The following is a 23,237-nucleotide window of genomic DNA, read 5'->3' on the forward strand; positions in this document are numbered from 1 at the left end:
ACTAAATATACATTTTCGTTCAACCTAAAATTTTTAATACATGAGACTAATTAAAGCAATATTATTCTGTCTATGCATGTGTTCGTTCGACTTGTACGCACAAGTCAATGTCACAGGAATTGTAAATGATAACACCGGGGAGACACTTCCCGGGGTATCTATCCTGGCAAAAGATGGCGACCGTACCTACGGAACCACCACCGATATGAATGGTAAATACCAGATTAAAGTCAATCAAGGTGCTACCCTTGAGTTCAGCTTCATCGGCTTTGCCACACAAAAGGTGAAAGTGGGCACCAGCAACGTCATCAACATCACTTTGGAACCCGAGAACAAACTACTGGACGAAGTAGTGGTCATCGGTTATGGTACTGTAAAAAAGAAAGATTTATTGGGTTCCATATCTACCGTCAAGGAAGATGCTCTGGCCGAACGCATTTCGGGCAATGTAGTGGAATCTATGCGAGGTCTGACTTCTGGTGTAAAGATTACGAGCAGCGGTCAGCCCGGCTCCAATGCCAACATCACAATCCGCGGTTTAGGCAGTCTGACGAACAATAACCCGCTGTTCATCATCGACGGTGCCTATGGCGGCAGTGACTTGGGTGTCAATGTGGAAGATATTGAATCCATCCAGGTGTTGAAAGATGCCTCATCAGCGGCCATCTACGGATCGCGTGCAGCCAACGGTGTTGTAATCATCACCACCAAACAGGGTAAAGAAGGTGACTTGAAAGTAAAGTTCGACTCCCAACTGACACTAAGCTGGCTGCCCCGTTACGACCTGATGGATGCCGAGACTTATAAAATCTACAACGACCGCGCCTACGACGAAGCTATACTGGCAGGTGTCTCAGGCATTACCAAACGCCAGAACCACTACGACGGGAATACCGACTGGCAGGATGAAATGCTGAGCACCGGTGTTTTACAGAACTACAACGTCTCTCTATCCGGCGGTTCCAAAACGGTAAAGTACTACGCCTCACTGAACCGCATGGTCGACGACGGCGCCCTATTGAATACCAAGTATGACAAATACGGTTTCCGCATCAACACAAGCGGACAGAAGGGCATCTTCTCCTATGGAGAGAACTTCTACTACACCAAGTCGGACCGGAAAAACCTGAATGGCAATCCCTGGAGTGACTTTATCGGTATAGCACCAACAATTCCGGTATATGATGAATCACATCCCGGAGGATACGGATATGGTGACGTAGACCGCGCAAACACATACGGTCTGAACCCCGTAGCCATGCAAAACCTGTATGTGCAGAACAACGAAGAAGAGTACCTGACAGGAAACATCTACGGACAGATATCACTCTTCGGGATGTTCGATGCCAAACTGAATGTAGCCTACAAGAGTTATATGGGTATCACCAACTCATTGCGCAAGAAAGGTAACTGGACGATGGGACAGGGAGACGATGCCGCGAGCTTAGGTTACGACAGCGCCAAGAATCATGACATACTGATTGAACAAACCTATAACTTCAAGCATAAATTCGGTAAGCACGATGTGAATGCTCTGTTCGGTATCACCTACAACAAGTTCCACGAAGAAAAGCGCTGGATAACGAAATTAGACCCGCTGATGATAGGCGACAAATACATCACTTCACTCGATGCCGCTACCGGCAACACCACCGCAGGCGGTAATTATGGTGAATCTGCCCTGATTTCCTACCTCGGACGAATCAACTATTCGTATGCCGACAAATATCTGGCACAGGTGACTGCCCGCCGCGACGGCACTTCCCGTCTGCCCAAAAACGACCGTTGGGGAAACTTCCTCTCCGTTTCACTGGGTTGGCGCATCAGTGGAGAAAAGTTCTTTCAAGTGCCTTGGATTGACGATTTGAAGATACGTGCCAACTACGGTACACTCGGCAACAGCAGTATCGGCTACTGGGACTACCAGTCGGTCATCAACACCGCTCCGCGTGCAGTGATCGGTAGCCCCGAAAACATCCTGATTGGTATGACGCAATCACAATTGAGCAACAACGACCTTGTCTGGGAGAAGAAGACAACTGCCAACATAGGTTTCGACTTAGTCGCCCTCAACAACCGCCTCCGCTTTACGGCCGAATATTTCTACTCCAAAAGCGAAGACCTGCTTGTCTACCTGCCCATCCTGATGAGTTCAGGTAATGAAGGCGGTGCACCGGCTGTCAATGCCGGCAGTCTGGAAAACAGAGGAGTCGAGTTTGAAGTAGGCTGGAATGATAAGGTCGGTGAATTTGAATACTCAGCATCATTAAATATCTCCCACTTGAAGAACAAAGTTATCGATCTGGGATATGGGAAACAGAATAAGAAGATTCCTACATATACCACACTCGCAATAACCGAAGTCGGACAGCCTCTCGGCATGTGGTACCTCTACAAGATGCTCGGCATCTTCCAGTCCGAAGAAGAGATACAGAACTATGTAAACTCCGAAGGCAAAGTCATTCAGCCGAATGCCCGCCCCGGTGATATTAAATATGATGACTACAATGGCGATGGAATCATTTCATCCGAAGACCGCCAGAAAGTGGGCAATCCGTGGCCTAAGCTCGAACTCGGCTTAAATCTTGGTGCTTCCTATAAAGGTTTCGACCTGAGCATCAGCGCTTACGGCCGCTTCGGACAGGAAGTATGGAATGGCTCGGCAGCCGCAGCCGGTGACTTCGCCAACAACCAGAACAACTTCAACGGCATTGTTCCCTGGACACAGGAACACCCGGTGAACGACCGTCCGCGTATCGTATACGGAGACTCCCGCAATAGCCGGAGCGATCAGGACCGTTGGTTGGAGAACGGTTCGTTCTTCCGTCTGAGCGACATTACTTTAGGATATACGGTTCCTACCCGTTACATCAAGAAAATCGGTTTGGAGAGACTCCGTGCGTCAGTCACCCTGCAGAACATGGTTACTTTCACCGGATATTCCGGACTGGACCCTGAATTTGCAGACAGCGGCATCTTCACTATGGGAGCAGACTATTGCTCGTTCCCCAACCCGCGTGCCGTACAGTTCGCCTTATCATTCACATTCTAAATACTGCCGATATGAAAAAGATAGCTCTATATATATTATGCGGCGCCACAGCGCTGTTCACGTCGTGCGACCCTTCCCTGCTCGACCTACAAAATGAGAACACCCTCAGTACGGGCGTATACTGGAAGACGGAATCCGACATTGAGGCCGGTGTAATATCCGTATATGGCATGTTCTACCGCCAGGGGACATGGACCCGCAATATCTATACACAGATGATAGGCATGGCCGACGAAGGTGTCAGCTATGCCGGATGGACGGAACTGAACGAATACACCAAGTTCATCTTTACCGATTATAACTTCGGAGAGGCAAATACCAAGATCTACCGGGAACACTACACCGCCATCTTCCGTGCCAACCAGGTGCTGGACAACATCGATAATGTTACGTTTGCCGACGAAACGCACAAAAACGACCTGATAGGCCAAACCAAGTTCCTGCGTTCTTTCTACTACTTCTATCTGACCACTCTCTGGGATAACATTCCCATCGTCCTGAAGACTTCTTCAGCCGCCGACAAGCCCATGCAAGCCAGTGCGGATGAAATGCTCACCCAGATAGAAACCGACCTGGAAGACGCCGTCACCAAACTGCCCGCTACCCGCGACGCCAATAACTACGGCCGCCCGACAAAAGGCGCTGCCTACGGACTACTGGCAAAAGCCTATGCACAGCACCATAAATGGGAAGATGCCCGCAGATGCCTCGAATGGCTCATCGACGGTGAAGGAAAGCGGTACTACGACCTCGTCCCCAACTGGGCTGACAATTTCAACAACCAAACGGAAGACAATAAGGAGTCGCTATACGAAATCCACTTCTCACTAACCAACCGGGTAGGCTTCGACCAAACAGACAACTACCTGGACCCGAATGCACAGTTGGGCACACAGATTGAGATGAACCAGGCCCCCACCGGAATCGGTTGGAACAACATTGAAGCAAGACGCTGGCTGGTGGACTACTACAAACGCGAACAAACTACGGACGGGAAGAATGACATCCGCCTGTTCTACACCCTGTGGTACGACGGAGCCGCATCCGACTTCCCCGAATATCCTAACCAGTTGATTTACGGCAAGCCCTGGAACAGCGATTGGGGTAACCGCGTGTTTATCAAGAAGTATAGCACCGATGCCTCCCCGCTGTATTACTGGAATGACAACAACTTCCGTGCATTGCGATATGCCGATATGCTATTGCTCTATGCCGAAGCACTCAACGAACTGGGAGCTACCCCGTCTGCCAAAGCTATCGAATGCCTCAACCGCGTGCGCAATCGTGTAAACCTGCCCGACATAGAAGACAGTTCTTTCTACAATGGCAGCCAGATTACAAGCAATAAAGACGCTTTCCGCGAACATCTGAAAATCGAACGCGCCCTGGAGCTTGCCATGGAGTGTGTACGCTGGGTTGACTTGAAACGCTGGGGCATCAATGACATCAACACTCTGAACGAGTTGAAAACCCGTGACAGCGATTTCAACAACTTCATCATCGGTAAGTCTATCCGCATGCCTTTGCCGCAAAGCGAAGTGGATAACAATCCGAATCTGAAACAAAATGACCAATATTAACCGAAGACATCTGAGTTATGACTAAAACAAGATATTTATTGATAGGAGCAGTCATATCACTGCTGACTTTATGGGGATGCAGCAACGATTCCGACTATGTAATCGGAAGCAATCCCAATGAATTTGCCATCAATCCGGTAGCCATACCGGTAAGCGCGAATGGCGGAACCTACGAACTGACAGTCACCGGCAATGAATCCTGGACAGCCAAATTAACCGACTCCAACAGTTCGGCACAAGACTGGTGCACACTGAGTGCAACGTCGGGCACAGGCAAGACGGTAATCACGCTCACCGTAAAGCCGAGTACCTCGTTCGTAAAAAACCGTTCCCTCCTCATCGAAGTAAGCGGCGGCAACAAGACGCTGAAATCCAGAGTACTGCAAGAAACAATGGTACTGGGCGAAGACGAAATACTGATAAACGGTATGGTATGGTCTACCAAAAACGTAGGCTCTCCCGGAACTTTCGTAAGCTCTCCCGACGAGATAGGACAGTTGTATCAGTTCAACCGCAAAGTGGGTTACCCCGCCGGCCCGCAGGATGACCCCGCACCGGCCAACTGGCCCGCCGACTATACGAACGACAACACCAACTGGCTGACGGAGAACGATCCTTCACCCGAAGGCTGGCGTGTGCCCACCACACAAGAAATGGCAGCCCTGTGGGAAAAAGGAGCAACATGGGTGACAGCCGCCCAAACCGGCTTCAAAGTTGACGGAATCATTATCGGAGTAGATGAGGCCACCGCCAAACGTGCCACCAAGGACAACCTGAAACAACTGGGCTGCCTCTTCCTGCCCCAAAGCGGCTGGAGAAGTGAAAGCGGAATGATGGACCGCACATGGCTCTGTGCCGTGCGCAGTGCCAATTCATTGAGCGCCACACATGGCGGAATGTCATTGGGAGACTCAGGCGGTTATCGGGACACATGGGGCTGGGGCGATGGCCAAAAGGCCCGTGCAGCCATGATACGCCCTGTCAAAAACATACAAGTGGAGGATTGATTTGTAACCCATTCATTAACGAACTAATTTTAAGAAGATGAACAGCTACAAAACCTATATATGCCTTGCTTTGTTTGCCCTTTCAGGCTGCAAAAACAATAACAGCAATAAGCCACAGACACTCATACCGCAAATCCGGTATGAGTTCAGCGGTGGCGCAGGACACTATAATTATGCTCCGAGTATCATTCAGGACCAATACGGCATCCGCTACGGGTTCATCTGCGAGAACCGCGACCCGTTCAAGATAGTGGACTATGTTTATCTGTATAAGGGCATCCCTACGGAGAAAGGCTACGTATGGCAACCCGGCACACAGATTATCGAACCCTCTGAAAGCGGCTGGGACAACTGCCACATCTGTGACCCCGACGTCCGCGAATTCAAAACAACCTATAAAGGGGAAACCTACAACTGGATTATGACCTACCTCGGCGTAGACCGTTGGGACTGTAACCATAACCAGATAGGACTCGCCATCTCCAAGAACATTGAAGGTCCTTATATCAAGTTCGACAAAAACCCATTGGTTGCCTATCAGGACACCACCAAATGGGGTGTAGGGCAAAGCACCACCATCGTCAAGGACTCCGCCACCATACAGTTGTTCTATCACTCCACCACGGAGAACGGCCCCTTCTGCATGCGCGAGATAAAACTGAACGATCTGGATAACATCGTATTGGGCGAGGAACAGGCAATCCCCTTCCTGAGTGCCAACAGTTATCCCGCGATGTCCGACAAGTACATCTATATGGTGTCCGAAACCCGCGTATCTCCCATCAAGGAAATACCCACCTGGGTAGGCGATGTATGCCGCCTGGCGTACAAGCCGAGAACCGAAGACCTGGCCGGAGACAAGGACGGCTGGATAGAAATAGGGCATGCCGGACCGGAAGAGACAGGATTCCCGCGAAACCACAACCCGGGCATCCTGACGGACACGAAAGGTTATATGCTCAGTGATGACGAACTGGTGATGTACTTCACCCCCGCCATGACGGGAGAGAACTGGTTATGGTCTTATGACCTGTATTCGGCTACGTTCAATCTGAAAAGTTACTTCAAATAAGAAAGTTCACATTTCCATTTCACCGAATAATTAACTTCTAAAACATAATGTTATGATCAAGAACAAACTTTATCTATTAGGCTTATTTCTACTAACCTTGTCGAGCTGCACTTCCTCCGGGAAACAGCAGAAAACGGAAGTTGCTTCAAACGCGGAAAAGATTATCCTGGAAACGGACATCGGCAATGATGTGGACGATGCTCTGGCGCTGGATATGCTCTACAAATATCTGGATGCGGGAGACATCGACTTATTGGGTATCATGATAAACAAGGAGGGCACTTACCCTGCCGAATACACAGACATCATGAACACTTGGTACGGTTATCCCCAAATTCCCATCGGCATCCTGCACAATGGGGCGGACTGCGAGAATGATGCCACAAACTATGCCAAAGCCGTATGTCTGATACAGGATGAGAACAGCAAACCGGCATTCAAACGTTCGCTAAAAGGCGGTTACGACCAGTTGCCGGAAGCTCCCGCCCTATATCGCAAGCTGCTGGCACAGCAACCGGACAGTTCGGTCACAATCATCTCCGTAGGCTTCTCTACCAATCTTGCCCGCCTGCTGGATACTCCGGCCGATGAATACTCATCGTTAACAGGCAAAGAACTGGTTGCCAAGAAAGTGAAACTGCTATGCACTATGGCAGGATGTTTCAACAATCCCGAATTGTACGAATACAACGTTGTGAAAGATATTCCGGCAGCAAAGAAAGTGTTTACAGAATGGCCCACCACGCTGGTGACTTCTCCTTTCGAGGTAGGTATCGCCATCAACTATCCTGCTACCAGCATCGAGAACGATTTCCAGTGGGCACCGATACATCCGATGGTAGAAGCGTACAAGAGCTATCAAAAAATGCCATACGACCGTCCGACATGGGATTTGACCTCAGTACTCTATTCTGTTGAAGGACCTTCCTACTTCACAGTTTCGCCCGCAGGCAAGATAAACGTAACGGACAAAGGGGCTACGGAATTTACTCCCGATGCAACCGGAAACCGCTACTACCTCACGGTAGATGCTGCCCAGGCTGAGAATATCAAACAACATTTCGTCAAACTGATTAGCAAACAACCCGCTCACTTTACTAAATAATCAATATCATGACTAAATATCTATTCTATATTATCGGGGTATGGCTATTCTGCTCCTGTTCGGACAGCACACCGGGAGAAGAACCGCCCGTTATCCCTCCCGAACCGACTCCTAACATAACCATCAGCAAACCGGAATTCGTCTTCGGTTTCACGGGAGAGAGTAAATATTCTTATTGTCCGAGCGCACTGAAGCAAGAGGACGGCAGTGTACACCTGTTCTTCTGCGGCAACCCGGAAAACCAGATTATGGTTGATAACATCTTCCATATAAAAATCAATCCGGACGGTTCGCAAACTGCTCCCAAAAGTGTGCTGCAACCGGGCATCGCAGGCACATGGGACGATCATCACACCTGCGACCCTTCCGTCATCGAGGGCAGTTTCAGTTGGAACAATACGACTTACAAATATGCCATGTTCTTCTTGAGCAATATGTACGGAGTGTATTACAATGAAATCGGTGTGGCATTCAGCAACAGCCTGGATGCCGATATTTGGGTGAAATATCCGAAACAGATTGTAAGAAAGACATGGTCGGACGACGGTGACCAGGAAATTGGCGGCGGCGGAAAATCGTGGGGAGTAGGCCAGCCATCCGTAGTATCTCTCGACAAGAAAGGGAAGGTATTGCTGACTTACACCATCGGTGACATCGGCGGCACACGGATAGCATGGGCGGAAGCTGACTTCAGCAACATGGATAGCTATACCATCAGCACTCCTATGACTATCGTTCAAAGCGGCTTGCTGGCTATTGACAACCAATCGAGGGATTATACCTGCAATTCCGAGTTCGCCATCAACCAAGATGCGGATAAAATTGTCATGATACGCCCTGTGCAACCTATGCCCAACGATTACCCCGCTTATCTGAACAGTGCGCTGGAAATAGACTACATGAACCTCTCCGACTTCACGAACCAAAGCGGCAGTTGGACACCCATATACCGGATTACTCCCGACGATACGGGATACCCGAGAAATCATAACGCAACTTTATTACGGGATAACTTCGGGCACTTACAGGATTGGGAAGAACCTGCTTTCTACTTTACAGTCAGTAAGGCGGCACCTGACGTACAACCTTCAGGTAGCAGCCATGCCGAATGGACATATCATATCTGGAAGAGCAAGGTGATGAAAAGCAAATAATATCAATCTGACAATTTGATAATCCCATCGTCTGAGAGTGCCTTCTTTCCGCCCTAAGGCAGGAAAAGAAGAAAAAAATGCAAGGATTTCATTTAGCAGAAAAACAGAAAGGAGGGAAAAGTCACTTATGGAAGAACATCATGGAAAGATTTGTCCCCTTTTTGTGTTTTAAAGCCCGATATTGAGCGAAACACGAACAAAGGGTAGATTGATATAGCATCGAATTATTTATTCAACCAGAAGAAAATAAAGCATGTTTTTCGTAAGGCTACACCCTTTCACCCACATAGTATAACCCTTTCAGGCAAATAGCTACACCCTTTTGGGCAAAAGGTGTAGCCCTACCGAAAAACAGATGGTGTATTTTACCTGAATACATCATCTGTTTTGTCTGAAAAGACCATCCGTTCAAGGCAAATAGACGGTGTATTGCAACAAAAAGGACGATGTTTCTTCCGAAAAAAGATGATGGATCGTGCTAAAAGAAGTAATTCAATACAAAGCTACGTTAGCAGAATGTCCGGAACCCCATCTTTATGTCAGCAAAATACTTAAGCCTTTATGATAGAACGTAGACTTTTAGTCTCTTTAACTGGATGGAAAAGTTCCTGAACGGTATAGAAGGAGACTATGATAAAGAACTGATAGAAAACCTTCAGGCCGATAAAGCCCATACGCGTATTATGAAACATTTCAAAAACTATTGCATAGTTGGCGGCATGCCCGAAACTGTGATGCGATATACAGAAAACAGGTATATATTGGCATCAGGTGACATCTAAGACGCCTGAAGAGGAAAAATAGCAGAACATATCGTCGCTCAGAAATTACTGGCATACAATCATAAAACATGAGGAACAGCCCCACAAGAGCATAACGGGCTGTTCCTCTTCTTTTTACGGTTTTGTGACATATCTATCTGTATTTATGCCATTACCAGTATCCATACGTTAATGTCGCGAAATCATATACCTCTTCTCGCATTTGCGCATACCTTTGCAAACAGAAAAAATTTCGTTTGTATCCTTGATTAAAGAATAGGTTAAGATAAAAATATAGGTAAGAAAGATTTCAGAACAGGAAGACAAAAACAGGTAGCAGTTTCAACTACCTGTTTTTCTAAAAGAGAAAAGAGAAAAAAGAAAAACATACAATATAACAATCAAAATTAAGAATGATGAATTCAAAACAAGCGCTTTTCAGTCTATTAATGTGCGTACTGGCAATAACAGGTTGTGATACGCAAAAACAAGTCCTCGTAGGCAATGAACTCACCCTGATACGAGCCAAACAAACGTTGGATTCCTTGTACCAGAATTATTCAGTCTCCGGCACATGCTTGTTACGTGAAAATTATCCTTCCAACATAGGTGATTACACCGCAACCTACCTGGCATCCGAAGAGCAAAAGAATATGCCTAACCTGTATTCCTATTTATGGCCCTATTCCGGAACCTTCTCTGCCGTAAACGCTTTGTTCGAGGCAACAAGCGATGCAAACTACAAATCATTGCTCGATAATAAAGTGTTAGTAGGACTGGAAGAATATTTCGATACCCAGAGAACTCCCGAAGCCTACGCTTCATACATCAACAGCGCAGCACAATCCGACCGTTTCTATGATGATAATGTCTGGCTGGGCATTGACTTTACCGACGTTTACACGCTTACCAAAGAAGCAAAATACCTCCAGAAAGCACAACTTATCTGGAATTTCATAGAAAGCGGTATGGACAGTAACCTGGGAGGTGGCATCTACTGGTGCGAGCAAAAGAAAGAATCCAAAAACACTTGCTCAAATGCCCCTGGCTCAGTCTTCGCACTGAAGCTCTTCAAAGCCACAAAAGACAGCACTTACTTCGTAAAAGGGAAGCACCTTTATGAATGGACCAAAGCAAATCTGCAAGATTCTACCGATTATCTGTACTTCGACAATATTGCCCTGAACGGAAAAATAGGTAAAGCCAAATTCGCCTACAACAGTGGCCAGATGATGCAGTCGGCTGCCCTACTCTACCAACTGACTGGCAACAAGAACTACCTGACCGACGCTCAGGACATCGCCCGGGCGTGTCACAACTATTTCTTCATGGACTATGTTACAGAACAGGGCAACACCATCAAACTCCTGAAGAAAGGCGATATCTGGTTCACCGCAGTCATGCTCAGAGGTTTTATCGAACTATACCAAGCAGACCAGAATAAAGTCTATCTGGATTCCTTCAACCAAAGTCTGGACTATGCCTGGGAACATGCACGGGATGAGAAAGGATTATTCAATACCGACTTCAGCGGCAGTACCCACGACAATCGTAAATGGCTGCTGACTCAGGCCGCCATGGTCGAAATGTACGCCCGCCTTGCAGCTATCAAGTAATAAATGAAAATACACTAATACCCTTAAAAACATGAAAAAGAGAAATATTGGCCTATGTGCCGTAGCTTTGTTCTGTATGCACAACAATGCCAAAGCAATGGAACCAACTTTAAAACAAGACAACACTAAAGTTGTGAACCATGCCCAGGTGACTGCCGCATACAAGACAAACCGCCCTGCGGTAAAAAACAGACTATATGTTTCGAAAGCCGTAGAAGCTGAAATCTTGCGGGTAAAGAAACTGCTGACCAACCAGAAATTGGCATGGATGTTTGAGAATTGTTTCCCGAACACGCTGGATACAACCGTACATTACCGTTTGCTGGACGGCAAACCCGACACATTTGTTTATACCGGTGACATCCATGCCATGTGGCTGCGCGATTCCGGTGCACAAGTGTGGCCCTACGTGCAACTGGCGCATAAAGACCCTGAACTGAAAAAGATGTTGGAAGGTGTCATCCGTCGCCAATTCATGTGCATCAACATCGACCCTTATGCGAACGGATACAACGATGGCCCTACAGGCGGCGACTGGATGTCTGATAATACAGATATGAAGCCCGAACTGCACGAACGGAAATGGGAGATCGACTCTCTCTGTTACCCTCTCCGATTAGCTTATCAATACTGGAAAGAAACCGGTGACACCAGCGTTTTCGATAAAGCATGGCTGGAAGCTATCACAAACATACTGAAGACATTCAAAGAGCAACAACGTAAAGACGGTGTCGGTCCTTATAAATTCCAACGCAAGACGGAACGTGCTCTCGACACACTGAACAATAATGGTTTAGGTTCTCCTGTCAACCCTGTCGGACTGATTGTTTCCTGTTTTCGCCCTTCGGACGATGCTACAACATTTCAGTTCCTGATTCCATCGAACTTCTTCGCTGTATCTTCTTTAAGAAAAGCTGCGGAAATCCTTTCCACGGTAAATCAAAATGGTACTTTGGCTCAGGAGTGCACAGCTTTGGCTGACGAGGTAGAGACTGCTCTACAGAAATACGCTACCTATAATCACCCGAAATATGGTACAATCTATGCTTTCGAAGTAGATGGTTTCGGCAACCACATGCTGATGGACGATGCCAACGTGCCGAGCCTCCTCGCCATGCCTTATCTGGGCGATGTGGATGTAAACGACCCTATCTACCAGAATACCCGCCGCTTCGTATGGAGCCAGGACAATCCGTATTTCTTCAAAGGCAAAGCCGGTGAAGGAATAGGCGGCCCACATATCGGATATGACATGGTATGGCCCATGAGCATCATGATGAAAGCTTTCACCAGCCAAGATGATCAAGAGATTAAAGAATGTATCAAAATGCTGATGAATACCGATGCCGGTACAGGCTCCATGCATGAGTCTTTCCATAAAGATAATCCCGCCAACTTCACCCGTGCCTGGTTTGCGTGGCAAAACACACTGTTCGGAGAACTGATTCTGAAATTGGTGGATGAAGGAAAACTGGAATTATTGAACAACATCAAATAAGAGGAGAAACAAATATGCGTAAATTAATAATAGTGGGGTTAATGACTTTTGTGCCCATCTGGCTGTCGGCACAAAAAGCTTTTAAGAATTGGCCTGAAGGCGCATCTCCTAAAGCAGTGGGTGAACTGGTTAGTAAGCGCTTTGTAGAAGTTCCGCACCCCAATTTTAATGGTAATCCGGCTCCCCCCAATGAAATCACTTATCCTGAAACATGTGCTTGGTTTGGAGCTTTGCGCTATGCGGACATAACCCATAATAAGAAACTACTCCGGCAATTGGAAGAGCGCTTCTTGCCCATCTTCGGTCCGGAACGCCGTTTGCAGCCGTTACCCGACCATGTAGACCATACCGTATTCGGAACGATACCTTTGCAATTGTATGCGCAGACAGGTAAGGAGATTTATTATCATATGGGAATCTGGTACGCCGACGAGCAATGGAAAATGCCCCGTAACACCAAACATAAAGAAGAATATCAAGCCTTGCTGGACAAAGGGTTATCGTGGCAGACACGTTATTGGATTGATGATATGTTTATGATATCAGCCATTCAGTCTCAAGCCTTTTTCGTAACCAAAGACCGTCGGTATATAGACCGTGCTGCCGCGGAAATGGTGGTTTACCTTGATAAAATACAGCGACCGAACGGATTATTCTATCATGCAGAAGATGTTCCATTCTTCTGGGGGCGCGGTAATGGATGGATGGCAGCCGGAATGACGGAACTTCTCGGACTCTTGCCTGAGGACAATCCGAACCGGACCCGCATTTTGGAATCGTACCGGAAAATGATGGATACCTTGCGCAAATATCAGAAAGAAGATGGTTTGTGGGGACAATTAGTAGATGATAAAACGACTTGGACGGAAACATCCGGTTCGGCTATGTTCATTTATGCAATGATAAAAGGCGTAAAACAAGGGTGGCTGGATGAGGCTGTCTACACTCCCATAGTTCGGAAAGCCTGGATTGCTTTAGTGGGACATATTGACGAAAAGGGAGATATTGCCGGTGTGTGCGAAGGCACCAACAAGACGAACGATCGTCAATTCTACTTGAACCGCCGCACTTTATCGGGCAATATGCATGGACAAGCTCCGGTATTGTGGTGTGTGAATGCATTTTTGGAAAAATAACCTTATAACAATAGAAAAACAATGATACATAAGTATTTTATGCCTGTACTGATAGCACTGTTGTGCATGTACGGAGGAAAAGTTTCTGCCAAGGAAATCAGTGTACAGTCGCCCGACGGCAAACTGAGAGTGAACATAGAATTAAAAGATAAGGTATATTACTCCGTATATTCGGTCAATGACTTATTACTGGATAATTGTTCTTTGACTATGACATTAGGCAATGAAGTACTGGGAGAGCAACCGAAACTGAGAAGTTTAAAACGTAGCAAGATTGATGAAAGCATAAGACGGGAAATCCCATTGAAAAATGCAATCGTTGAGAATCATTGCAATACGTTACGCATGAATATGGCAGGTAATTACGCCATCGAATTTCGGGTCTTTGATAATGGAATGGCCTATCGTTTTGTAACAGACAAGAAAGGTGAGGTTGAAGTAAAGGGAGAAGATTTCGTAATCAATTTCCCGGCTGACTATTTGGCTCACATGTCTCAGCCGAACAGCTTTAAAACGTCCTACGAATATCCATATACGCATATACAAACTAAAGAATACAAAGCAACAGACCGTATGACCTATCTGCCTGTACTATTAGAGACAGATAAACAATACAAGATATTGATATCGGAAGCCGATTTGCAGGATTATCCATGTATGTTCCTGAAAAGTACCGGTAACAATGGGATGCAATCGCTTTTCCCGAAGTGTCCGCTGGAATTTGGTGAGGACGGTGACCGTAGCATGAAAATATTGAAAGAGGCCGATTATATAGCCAAGACTTCCGGAAAAAGGAGTTTCCCGTGGCGTTTCTTTGTGATTTCCGATGATGACAGGGATATTATTTCCAATGAGATGGTGTACAATCTTTCTTCTCCCTGTGAACTGGAAGATTATAGTTGGATTAAGCCGGGCCAAGTAAGCTGGGAGTGGTGGCATGATGCCCGTTTGTATGGAGTTGATTTCCGCTCCGGTTACAACATGGATTCCTACAAATATTATATTGATTTCGCTTCATCTTTTGGCATTCCTTACATCATCATGGACGAAGGCTGGGCAAAGAGCACCCGTGACCCGTTTACACCGAATCCTACGATTGACCTGCAAGAGCTGATTAAATATGGCAAAGAACGTAATGTGAAGATTGTATTGTGGTTGACTTGGTTGGCGGTGGAAAATCATTTTGATTTGTTCAAGACATTTGCCGATTGGGGAATTGCCGGAGTAAAAATAGATTTTATGGATCGTAGCGATCAATGGATGGTGAACTATTACGAACGCGTAGCCAAAGAAGCTGCTAAATACAAATTATTTGTAGATTTCCATGGTTCATTCAAGCCGGCAGGTTTGGAACGCAGATACCCGAATGTCCTTTCGTATGAAGGAGTATTGGGCATGGAGCAAGGCGGCAACTGTAAACCGGCAAATTCCATCTATCTGCCGTTCATGCGAAATGCCGTAGGTCCCATGGATTTTACCCCCGGCTCTATGCTTTCCGCCCAACCCGAGGACAATCGTTCTACTCGCGCCAATGCAATGGGATCGGGAACCCGTGCTTACCAAATGGCTCTGTTTGTTGTGTTTGAGAGTGGTTTGCAAATGTTGGCTGATAACCCGGTGTATTACTATCGTGAACGCCCTTGCACAGAATTCATATCCAGTGTTCCTGTGGTATGGGACGAAACCAAAGTACTGGATGCCAAGGTGGGAGAGTATGTCATCATTGCCCGTCGTAGTGGAGATAAATGGTTTATTGGCGCTATCACCAACAACACGGGGCGTACTATAGAAGTTGATTTAAGTTTCCTGCCCGAAAACAAGAAATTACATCTCACTTACTTTGAAGATGGCATTAATGCGGACCGCCAGGCAATGGATTATAAAAAGAAAGAAGCAGAAGTTACAAATTCTACCAAATTGACGATGAAACTGGTTCGTAATGGTGGTTGGGCTGGTGTAATCGAATAAGAAAAACAATACTATGAATTTGAAAAATATATGCCTGCTACTCTTGCTGTGTTGTGCGCAAGGGTTGTATGCAGAGAACGGTTATGAGCTATGGCTACGTTATAAGCCGGTAAACAAGGGAAATCTTTGCGAGTCCTACTGCTTGAAAAGCCGTAAAATCATATTCCCGGGAGAAGCAGAAAGCCTGATTGCTGCAAAGAAAGAACTACAGGTCGGTCTGTCCGGATTATTAAATATGCCTTATACAGAAGCGGAGAGTTTAGAGGATAACATGCTGGTGGTTGGTACACCTCAGTCTGTACCATTGTTTAAGAAGCAAGATTTCTATGCCGAAATTAACGGATTGTCCGACGAAGGCTATCTAATTCTGGACTGTACTATAGAAGGGAAAAAGGTTATAGCTATAGCAGCCAGGACAGATGTTGGAATACTATATGGCGTTTTCCATTATCTCAGGTTGATACAGACCAATCAGCCTTTGGATAAACTATATATTAAGGAAAATCCAAAACTGAAGTATCGTGTATTAAATCATTGGGATAACCTGAACGGAACAGTAGAACGTGGTTATGCAGGATATAGTATCTGGAATTGGGAAAGGCTTCCATCTTATAAGGAACAACGCTATACGGATTATGCACGCGCCAATGCCTCCATCGGTATCAACGGAACGGTACTCAACAATGTGAATGTACAAGCTAAGAGCTTGCGAACGGATTGGTTGGTAAAAGCTTCCGGACTGGCAGATGTATTCCGCCCTTATGGTATAAAAGTGTATCTGACAGCAAAGTTTAGCGCACCCAAAGAAATAGGCGGGCTGAATACGGCTGACCCTAAAGATCCTCAGGTGCGGAAATGGTGGAAAGAGAAAGTGAAAGAAATATATTCTTTAATACCCGATTTTGGTGGTTTTCTGGTAAAGGCAAACTCAGAAGGTCAACCCGGACCACAAGATTACGGCTGTTCTCATGCCGATGGTGCGAATATGCTTGCCGAGGCTTTGGAACCTTATGGGGGTATTGTATTTTGGAGAGCATTTGTCTACCAGAATGAACGTCATGTAGATCGTGTGATAAACGGGTACAATGAGTTTAAACCGCTGGATGGTAAATTTGCAAAAAATGTCTTTGTACAACCCAAGAACGGCCCCATAGACTTTCAGCCGCGTGAACCTTTTCACCCTTTATTCGGTGGTATGCCCGATACGCCACTGTCTTTAGAGTTTCAGATAACACAGGAGAATCTTGGACATGCAGGGCATCTGGTATATTTGGGCACTCTGTTTGAAGAAACCCTCCAATCAGATACTTATGAGAATGGAAAAGGCTCTACCGTTTCAAAGGTTTTGCAAAACTACGGGGAATCTCATGGAATTTCAGCCATCGCCGGTGTTCCTAATATTGGTACAGACCTTAATTGGACAGGACATTTATTCGGACAAGCCAACTGGTATGCCTTCGGTCGTCTGGCATGGAATCCGGATACAAGCTCAGGCAAAATTGCGGAAGACTGGGTGAGAATGACCTTCTCCAACGACGAAAACGTACTCTCTCCGGTACTGAAAATTATGATGATGTCCCGTGAAACCTATGTCAACTATACCATGCCCCTCGGACTGAATCATATCATGAACTATGACACACATAACGGACCTGAACCTTGGCATGACGATCCGGTATGGACTGCTTTCGACTATCATAAAATAACCAAGGACAGTATCGGTGTAAACAGAACTGCCAAGGGGACGGGAGCTACCGGACAATATCATCACCCGGTTAGTGAAATGTTTGATGATATCAAGGAGTGCCCTCAGGAATATCTTCTGTGGTTTCATCGAGTTCCTTGGAACTATAAGATGGCTTCGGGAAGGACTTTATGGGATGAACTTATTTATCATTACTACAAAGGTGTGGACGAAGTTCGGCAGATGCAGGCAATTTGGAACAAACTGGATGGTAAGATAGACCGTGAACGTTTTAATCATGTCGCATCTTTATTGAAGTATCAGGAACAGGAAGCTATCTGGTGGCGAGACGGCTGTCTACTTTTCTTTCAGGACTATTCAAGATTGCCTATCCCTGCAAATCTGGAACAGCCCAAACATTCATTGAAATATTATAAAACCATTCCTTTCCCGCATGATTGGAAAGGACGCTACGAATAAATAAAGAATTTATGAAATACATGATGTTTACAATGTTGTTGGTGTGGTTATTTGCCATGCCGACCCAGGCTCGTCAGCCTGATGAATATTGGAGTTCTCCTCGTGGCACTTACGAAGAACGTCGTGATTTATTTTTAGATTACTACTCAGAGAATGGAGGCGGACACCCTCTTTACGGTGTCTTCCGCCAGGCAGCGCGTGCCGCTTCCGGACGTCCTCTGGAGATGGACAAGATGAGGGAGGTGATTTCCGTCATCAAATCGAACCGTGATTGCAATGACTTTACACTCAATTGTCTGCTTCGCATGGTTTATCTGGACAAGAGGCAACCTTTCTTTCCGGCAGAAATAAAAGGAAGCATTGAAGAGTGTATTCTGGACTTTAAATATTGGTGGGACGACGGCCGCCGTGATACAACCTACCGTTGCTATCATACGGAAAACCATCAGGCGCTTTATCATACCGCGGAATTGCTGGCAGGTCAGCTTTATAAAAAAACAAAGTTTACCAATGGGATGAACGGCAAGCAACACATGGCACACGCTAAAGAAAGGCTGATGAAATGGTTGGAATATCGTTTCCGTTTCGGATTCAGCGAATGGATGTCCACTTATTACGAGGTGGAAGTATTGCTGCTGGCCAATTTGTATGATTTTGCCGAGGACAAGGATATTCGCTCCAAAGCCGGCATGGTGCTGGATTTACTCATGTTTGATGTAGCGCTGAATAATTATGAAGGTTTCCTCGGCTCGGCAAGTGGACGTAATTATGCCCATTCTATCATCATGGGAGCCCACAATACGGCTCCATTGACCAAGTTGGTATTCGGCGTGGGGACTTATGACCGGGATGAGGTGATGGCGCCCGTAGCTCTCTCCACTAGTTCGTACCGTTGCCCGGAAGTCATCCGAAAAATAGCAGTGGACTACAAGACTCCTTTATTAAACCGTCAACGGGTAAGTATAAACGTAGAAGATGCTCCCGCCTATGGCATTTCGTATGATAAGGAGCTGGATTGTCACCTCTTCTGGGGCATGCAGGAGTTCATACATCCTATGGCTATTCGTATGTCTAAACAGATTTCAGAAAAATACGACGTATGGCCCTATCGGAACTATGACGAGTACATTAAAAAATATGATGCGCAGATAGCCGAACATGGTAAACTTGTGGATATGCATCTGGATCGATTTGCACTTTCAGAGGCCAATATAGAGACCTACCGTACTAAGGACTATATGTTGAGTTGTGCGCTGGACTACCGAAAAGGTGCTCCGGGCTATCAGCAACATATATGGCAAGCAACATTGGGCAATAAGGCTCTGGTATATACCAATCACCCCGGCGGAAAGAATCTGCGTTGGTCGCCCAACTATTGGGCCGGTAACGAAATTCTGCCCCGTGCTGTTCAAAGCAAGAATGTGGTAATCTGCATCTATAACATACCGGTCAATCAAAAGAATGATTTTTCCCATGCTTATTTCCCAGTGAAAGCTTTTGATGAAGTACATATTTCCGGTTCCTGGATATTTGGATGCAAAAAGGATGGCTATGTAGCTTTATATTCAAGAAATACAGCAGATTTAAGAGCCGACGACAGAGGCGAAGTCTGTGACCTACTGGCAAAGGGCCGGCAGAATATCTGGATTTGTGAGACAGGTTCAAAATCACAATGGGGAAGCTTCTCAAAGTTTATAGAAGCCATATCTGCCGCATCGGTTCATGATAACGGACTAGACATCAGTTATGAATCTCCGTCCGAAGGTACGATTTCATACGGTTGGGACAGTCCTTTCTATGTGAAAGGCAAGGAAATGCCATTGCGTTGGCAGTATAGATATGATAATCCTTATTGCAAAGCCCTGTTCAATTCTACCTGTATAGAGATAGAAAAGGATGGAGAAAAGATAATCCTGGATTACAATAAGACAAAAAGGTGACATTCGGTCAGGATATATAGAATATAAACTATAATTAAATAACAAATCGTTTAATTTAAATTGCATATTATGAAGTTACGAAAAACACATTTATTATGGATACCTTTAGTGGTATGCCTATTTCTCGTAAATAGTGTAAATGTCATGGCGGCTATAGAGCAAGCCATCCATGTGAAAGGGCAGGTTGTAGACTCTGCCGGTGAACCTGTGATTGGAGCCAATATCGTAGTAAAAGGTACTACTACCGGAGTGATTTCGGATATAGACGGCAATTTTGCTATTGACGCTCCGAAGAATGCGGTACTGCTTATTTCCTTTATCGGATATAAGTCAGAAGAAGTGAAAGTGACAGGACCTTCGGTGAAAATAGTGTTGAAGGATGATGCCGAGATGCTGAACGAAGTGGTAGTTGTCGGTTACGGTTCTCAAAAGAAATCAGACATAACGGGAGCTATGGTGAACGTAAAGAGCGAAGCACTGCAACAGGCACCCGTAGGAAACATCGGAACGGCATTGCAAGGTCTTGCTGCCGGTGTGGACGTGCAGATGGCAGGCGGAAATACGCATCCGGGAGCTTCTCCGCAGATTCGTGTGCGTGGAGAGCGTTCGCTTAGTGGAAGAAATGATGTCTTGATCATTGTAGACGGAATCCCTTTTTCCGGCGGACTGAACGAAATCAATAACGATGACGTAGAGAGCATCAGCGTACTGAAAGACGCTTCGGCAACAGCCATCTATGGTTCTCGCGGTGCCAACGGCGTACTTCTGATCACTACGAAACGTGGAAGCAAAGGGAAAATGAACGTCAGCTACAGCGGTTATTACGGTATCACGACTGCCATCAAGGAATATGACGTGATGAACAGTTCCGAATATATCCAACTGAAGAAATGGGCTACCTATAATGCCAATCCGGATGCCTACACCGGCATTGACGACCCGAATCTGATGCGCGTGGGGGATGTCTTCCGCGATCAGGAGGAGATGGAAGGCTATCTGGCAGGAAACGATACGGACTGGCAGGACTTGATATTCCGAAACGGCATGACGACGAATCATCAGGTGGCTATCAATGGCGGCAATGACCGTACTACGTACAGCGCTTCCGTAGGTTACTATAAAGGACAGAATAACTATGAGGCACACAGCTTCGAGCGTATGACGGCAAAGCTTTCTCTCGACACGGAGATAACCAGCTTCCTGAAAGTGGGTCTTTCTACCTTGAATACTTACATCATCAATAAAGGTCAGGACACCAATCCGATGGAAATGGCTTTGCGTGCTTCTCCTTTCACCACTCCGTACAAAGAAGACGGTTCTCTGCGCACTTACTTGCCCGGTAGCGGACAGAATGTATGGAACCCCTTATTAGATACGCAGAAGAACAGTGTAGTGGACGACCGTAAGAGCCTGTCTACCTTCACCACCGGTTATATCGACGTGAAGCTGCCTTTCGGCATCAAGTATCGTTTCAACGGCGGTATCAACCTGAAATATTACTCAATCGGCCAATTCCAATCCACCAATACGACCAAACGTATGGGCGCCCTCGACTGGTCGTTCGGCGAATATCAGCACAGTGTAGACTATACGTTGGAGAATATCCTGACTTGGGATTACTCTTTCAACAATGTTCACAACTTCAACGTGACCGGATTGTTTTCCGCAGAAGAGAAGGAGTTCACCAAGAACAGCGTGTCTGGCAATGACTACTACGATGACAACATCCAGTATTACAATCCGGGACTTGCACAGGGCAACGTGACCGGTGGCGGTGGCTACGAGAAATGGGGCCTGCTCTCTTACATGGGACGTCTGAACTATAACTATAAAGAGAAGTACCTGTTGACGGCAACCGTGAGATACGACGGCTCGTCCCGCTTGGCAAAAGGTAACAAATGGCATGCGTTCCCTTCGGTTGCTTTGGGATGGAACCTGATGCGTGAGAACTTCATGCAGAATGTCAATACGGACGTCCTTTCCGGCATGAAACTGAGAGCCAGCTGGGGTAATGTGGGCAGTACGGCTATCAATGCTTATCAGACGATGTCGATACTGGATACCGGCAGCAAGTACTTGTTGGGTACAGGCGGCGTGATGGGTGTTCGTCCGGGTACTGTACCGGATAGCTCCCTGGGATGGGAAAACACCGAGACATGGAACGTAGGTGTAGACTTCGGCTTCCTGAACAACCGCATCACCGGTACTATCGAATGGTATCAGCAGAATACTACGGACTTGTTGCTGGGTGTACATCTGCCTTCTACTTCCGGTTACTCCAATTCTTACCTGACCAATCGCGGGGCTACCCGAAACCGTGGTATGGAATTCAATGTGACTACAGTGAATATCGAAGGCAACGGACAGGACAAACTCTCTTGGTCAACCGACTTAAACATCTTCGGCAACCGTAACAAAATCATGGATCTTGGCGAAGGAGTAGAATTTGACAAAGATGCCGGATTCTTCTTGGGACAAGACAGATATGTGATTTACTCATACGAGCACGACGGCCTGTGGCAGGATACTCCCGAAGACCGTGCATTGGCCGAGTCATTCGGCTACGCGACTTCCGGTGCCAATTCCGTAATCGGTACTGTCAAGATCAAAAACCACCATATCGATTATGAGGAAGACGGCGTCACTCCGAAAGCCAAACAGATTATCAACGAAGATGACAAAGTATTCATCGGTCGCCGTGCCCCGAAGTTCGAGGGAGGTATCAACAACCGTTTTGCCTGGAAAGGCTTCGACCTTTCGTTCTTGTGGACATTCCGTTATGGTGGAACTATTACCTCGGATATGCATAACGGCTGGATGAATACTTTGCAGGGTGGTTACAACAACCTGAACGTGGATTACTGGACGCCGGACAATACAACAGCCCGTTGGCCGAAACCCACTACCGCTACAATTTCTAACAAAGGATTACTGGCCCGTTATGACGGTTCTTACCTGAAACTGAGAAACATCACATTAGGATATAATATTCCCAAGACATTCCTTTCCAAATTAAACGTGCAAACAGCCCGCGTATATGCTACAGGCTCAAATCTCTTCACTTGGTTTAGCAAAGAATACCGTAAAGATGGCGGCATAGATCCGGAGACTACAAGTACCATCAACTTAAAGACTCCTCCTACCCGCACATTTGTGTTTGGCTTGAATTTGACTTTCTAAATTA

Annotated in this window: 14 protein-coding genes; all 14 read left to right on the top strand. The window is 46.3% G+C overall.

What is annotated here, in order from left to right; all coding sequences use genetic code 11:
* Positions 1-40 precede the first annotated feature (40 nt).
* The 14 genes from VYM24_RS04830 (at position 41) to VYM24_RS04895 (ending at position 23,233) form a co-directional block, all read left to right on the top strand.
* Positions 41-3,052, top strand: a complete 3,012-nt coding sequence (locus VYM24_RS04830) for a SusC/RagA family TonB-linked outer membrane protein (protein ID WP_330941600.1) — start codon at positions 41-43, stop codon at positions 3,050-3,052.
* 11 nt (positions 3,053-3,063) lie between these two features.
* Positions 3,064-4,632: a RagB/SusD family nutrient uptake outer membrane protein gene (locus VYM24_RS04835; protein WP_291549689.1), complete on the top strand. Its 1,569-nt coding sequence runs from the start codon at positions 3,064-3,066 to the stop codon at positions 4,630-4,632.
* A 17-nt stretch (positions 4,633-4,649) separates the two neighbouring features.
* Positions 4,650-5,639, top strand: a complete 990-nt coding sequence (locus VYM24_RS04840; RefSeq protein WP_330941601.1) for a BACON domain-containing protein — start codon at positions 4,650-4,652, stop codon at positions 5,637-5,639.
* Positions 5,640-5,676: 37 nt separating this feature from the next.
* Positions 5,677-6,711 carry a glycoside hydrolase family protein gene (locus VYM24_RS04845; RefSeq protein ID WP_291549693.1) on the top strand — a complete coding sequence of 345 codons (1,035 nt, stop codon included), beginning with the start codon at positions 5,677-5,679 and terminating at the stop codon, positions 6,709-6,711.
* A 52-nt stretch (positions 6,712-6,763) separates the two neighbouring features.
* On the top strand, positions 6,764-7,816 hold the full coding sequence (locus VYM24_RS04850; RefSeq protein WP_330941602.1) for a nucleoside hydrolase: 1,053 nt from the start codon (positions 6,764-6,766) through the stop codon (positions 7,814-7,816).
* Between the two features lie 8 nt (positions 7,817-7,824).
* Positions 7,825-8,970 carry a glycoside hydrolase family protein gene (locus VYM24_RS04855; RefSeq protein ID WP_330941603.1) on the top strand — a complete coding sequence of 382 codons (1,146 nt, stop codon included), beginning with the start codon at positions 7,825-7,827 and terminating at the stop codon, positions 8,968-8,970.
* A 596-nt stretch (positions 8,971-9,566) separates the two neighbouring features.
* The gene (locus VYM24_RS04860; protein ID WP_291549697.1) at positions 9,567-9,752 is read left to right on the top strand and encodes a hypothetical protein; all 186 of its coding nucleotides are present in this window, start codon (positions 9,567-9,569) and stop codon (positions 9,750-9,752) included.
* A gap of 395 nt (positions 9,753-10,147) precedes the next feature.
* Entirely contained in the window at positions 10,148-11,347 is a 1,200-nt protein-coding gene (locus VYM24_RS04865; protein ID WP_330942214.1) for a glycoside hydrolase family 76 protein, read from the top strand.
* A gap of 31 nt (positions 11,348-11,378) precedes the next feature.
* Positions 11,379-12,845: a glycoside hydrolase family 125 protein gene (locus VYM24_RS04870; protein WP_330941604.1), complete on the top strand. Its 1,467-nt coding sequence runs from the start codon at positions 11,379-11,381 to the stop codon at positions 12,843-12,845.
* Between the two features lie 14 nt (positions 12,846-12,859).
* Positions 12,860-13,981 (top strand): glycoside hydrolase family 88/105 protein, encoded by a 1,122-nt coding sequence (locus VYM24_RS04875; protein WP_291549702.1) that lies wholly within the window; start codon positions 12,860-12,862, stop codon positions 13,979-13,981.
* 21 nt (positions 13,982-14,002) lie between these two features.
* Complete coding sequence (locus tag VYM24_RS04880; RefSeq protein WP_425286634.1) at positions 14,003-15,949, top strand: glycoside hydrolase family 97 protein; 1,947 nt, start codon at positions 14,003-14,005, stop codon at positions 15,947-15,949.
* A gap of 13 nt (positions 15,950-15,962) precedes the next feature.
* Positions 15,963-18,113 (top strand): alpha-glucuronidase family glycosyl hydrolase, encoded by a 2,151-nt coding sequence (locus VYM24_RS04885; RefSeq protein WP_330941605.1) that lies wholly within the window; start codon positions 15,963-15,965, stop codon positions 18,111-18,113.
* A gap of 11 nt (positions 18,114-18,124) precedes the next feature.
* Positions 18,125-20,053, top strand: a complete 1,929-nt coding sequence (locus VYM24_RS04890; protein WP_330941606.1) for a hypothetical protein — start codon at positions 18,125-18,127, stop codon at positions 20,051-20,053.
* 69 nt (positions 20,054-20,122) lie between these two features.
* Positions 20,123-23,233 (top strand): SusC/RagA family TonB-linked outer membrane protein, encoded by a 3,111-nt coding sequence (locus VYM24_RS04895; protein ID WP_330941607.1) that lies wholly within the window; start codon positions 20,123-20,125, stop codon positions 23,231-23,233.
* Positions 23,234-23,237 lie beyond the last annotated feature (4 nt).

It is taken from the genome of Bacteroides sp. MSB163, from assembly GCF_036416795.1.
GTDB lineage: Bacteria > Bacteroidota > Bacteroidia > Bacteroidales > Bacteroidaceae > Bacteroides > Bacteroides maternus.

Bases quoted from the DNA above. Each gene is read 5' to 3' on its own strand.
- VYM24_RS04830 (WP_330941600.1), top strand. From the start codon at position 41: ATGAGACTAATTAAAGCAATATTATTCTGTCTATGCATGTGTTCGTTC.
- VYM24_RS04835 (WP_291549689.1), top strand. From the start codon at position 3,064: ATGAAAAAGATAGCTCTATATATATTATGCGGCGCCACAGCGCTGTTC.
- VYM24_RS04840 (WP_330941601.1), top strand. From the start codon at position 4,650: ATGACTAAAACAAGATATTTATTGATAGGAGCAGTCATATCACTGCTG.
- VYM24_RS04845 (WP_291549693.1), top strand. From the start codon at position 5,677: ATGAACAGCTACAAAACCTATATATGCCTTGCTTTGTTTGCCCTTTCA.
- VYM24_RS04850 (WP_330941602.1), top strand. From the start codon at position 6,764: ATGATCAAGAACAAACTTTATCTATTAGGCTTATTTCTACTAACCTTG.
- VYM24_RS04855 (WP_330941603.1), top strand. From the start codon at position 7,825: ATGACTAAATATCTATTCTATATTATCGGGGTATGGCTATTCTGCTCC.
- VYM24_RS04860 (WP_291549697.1), top strand. From the start codon at position 9,567: ATGGAAAAGTTCCTGAACGGTATAGAAGGAGACTATGATAAAGAACTG.
- VYM24_RS04865 (WP_330942214.1), top strand. From the start codon at position 10,148: ATGAATTCAAAACAAGCGCTTTTCAGTCTATTAATGTGCGTACTGGCA.
- VYM24_RS04870 (WP_330941604.1), top strand. From the start codon at position 11,379: ATGAAAAAGAGAAATATTGGCCTATGTGCCGTAGCTTTGTTCTGTATG.
- VYM24_RS04875 (WP_291549702.1), top strand. From the start codon at position 12,860: ATGCGTAAATTAATAATAGTGGGGTTAATGACTTTTGTGCCCATCTGG.
- VYM24_RS04880 (WP_425286634.1), top strand. From the start codon at position 14,003: ATGATACATAAGTATTTTATGCCTGTACTGATAGCACTGTTGTGCATG.
- VYM24_RS04885 (WP_330941605.1), top strand. From the start codon at position 15,963: ATGAATTTGAAAAATATATGCCTGCTACTCTTGCTGTGTTGTGCGCAA.
- VYM24_RS04890 (WP_330941606.1), top strand. From the start codon at position 18,125: ATGAAATACATGATGTTTACAATGTTGTTGGTGTGGTTATTTGCCATG.
- VYM24_RS04895 (WP_330941607.1), top strand. From the start codon at position 20,123: ATGAAGTTACGAAAAACACATTTATTATGGATACCTTTAGTGGTATGC.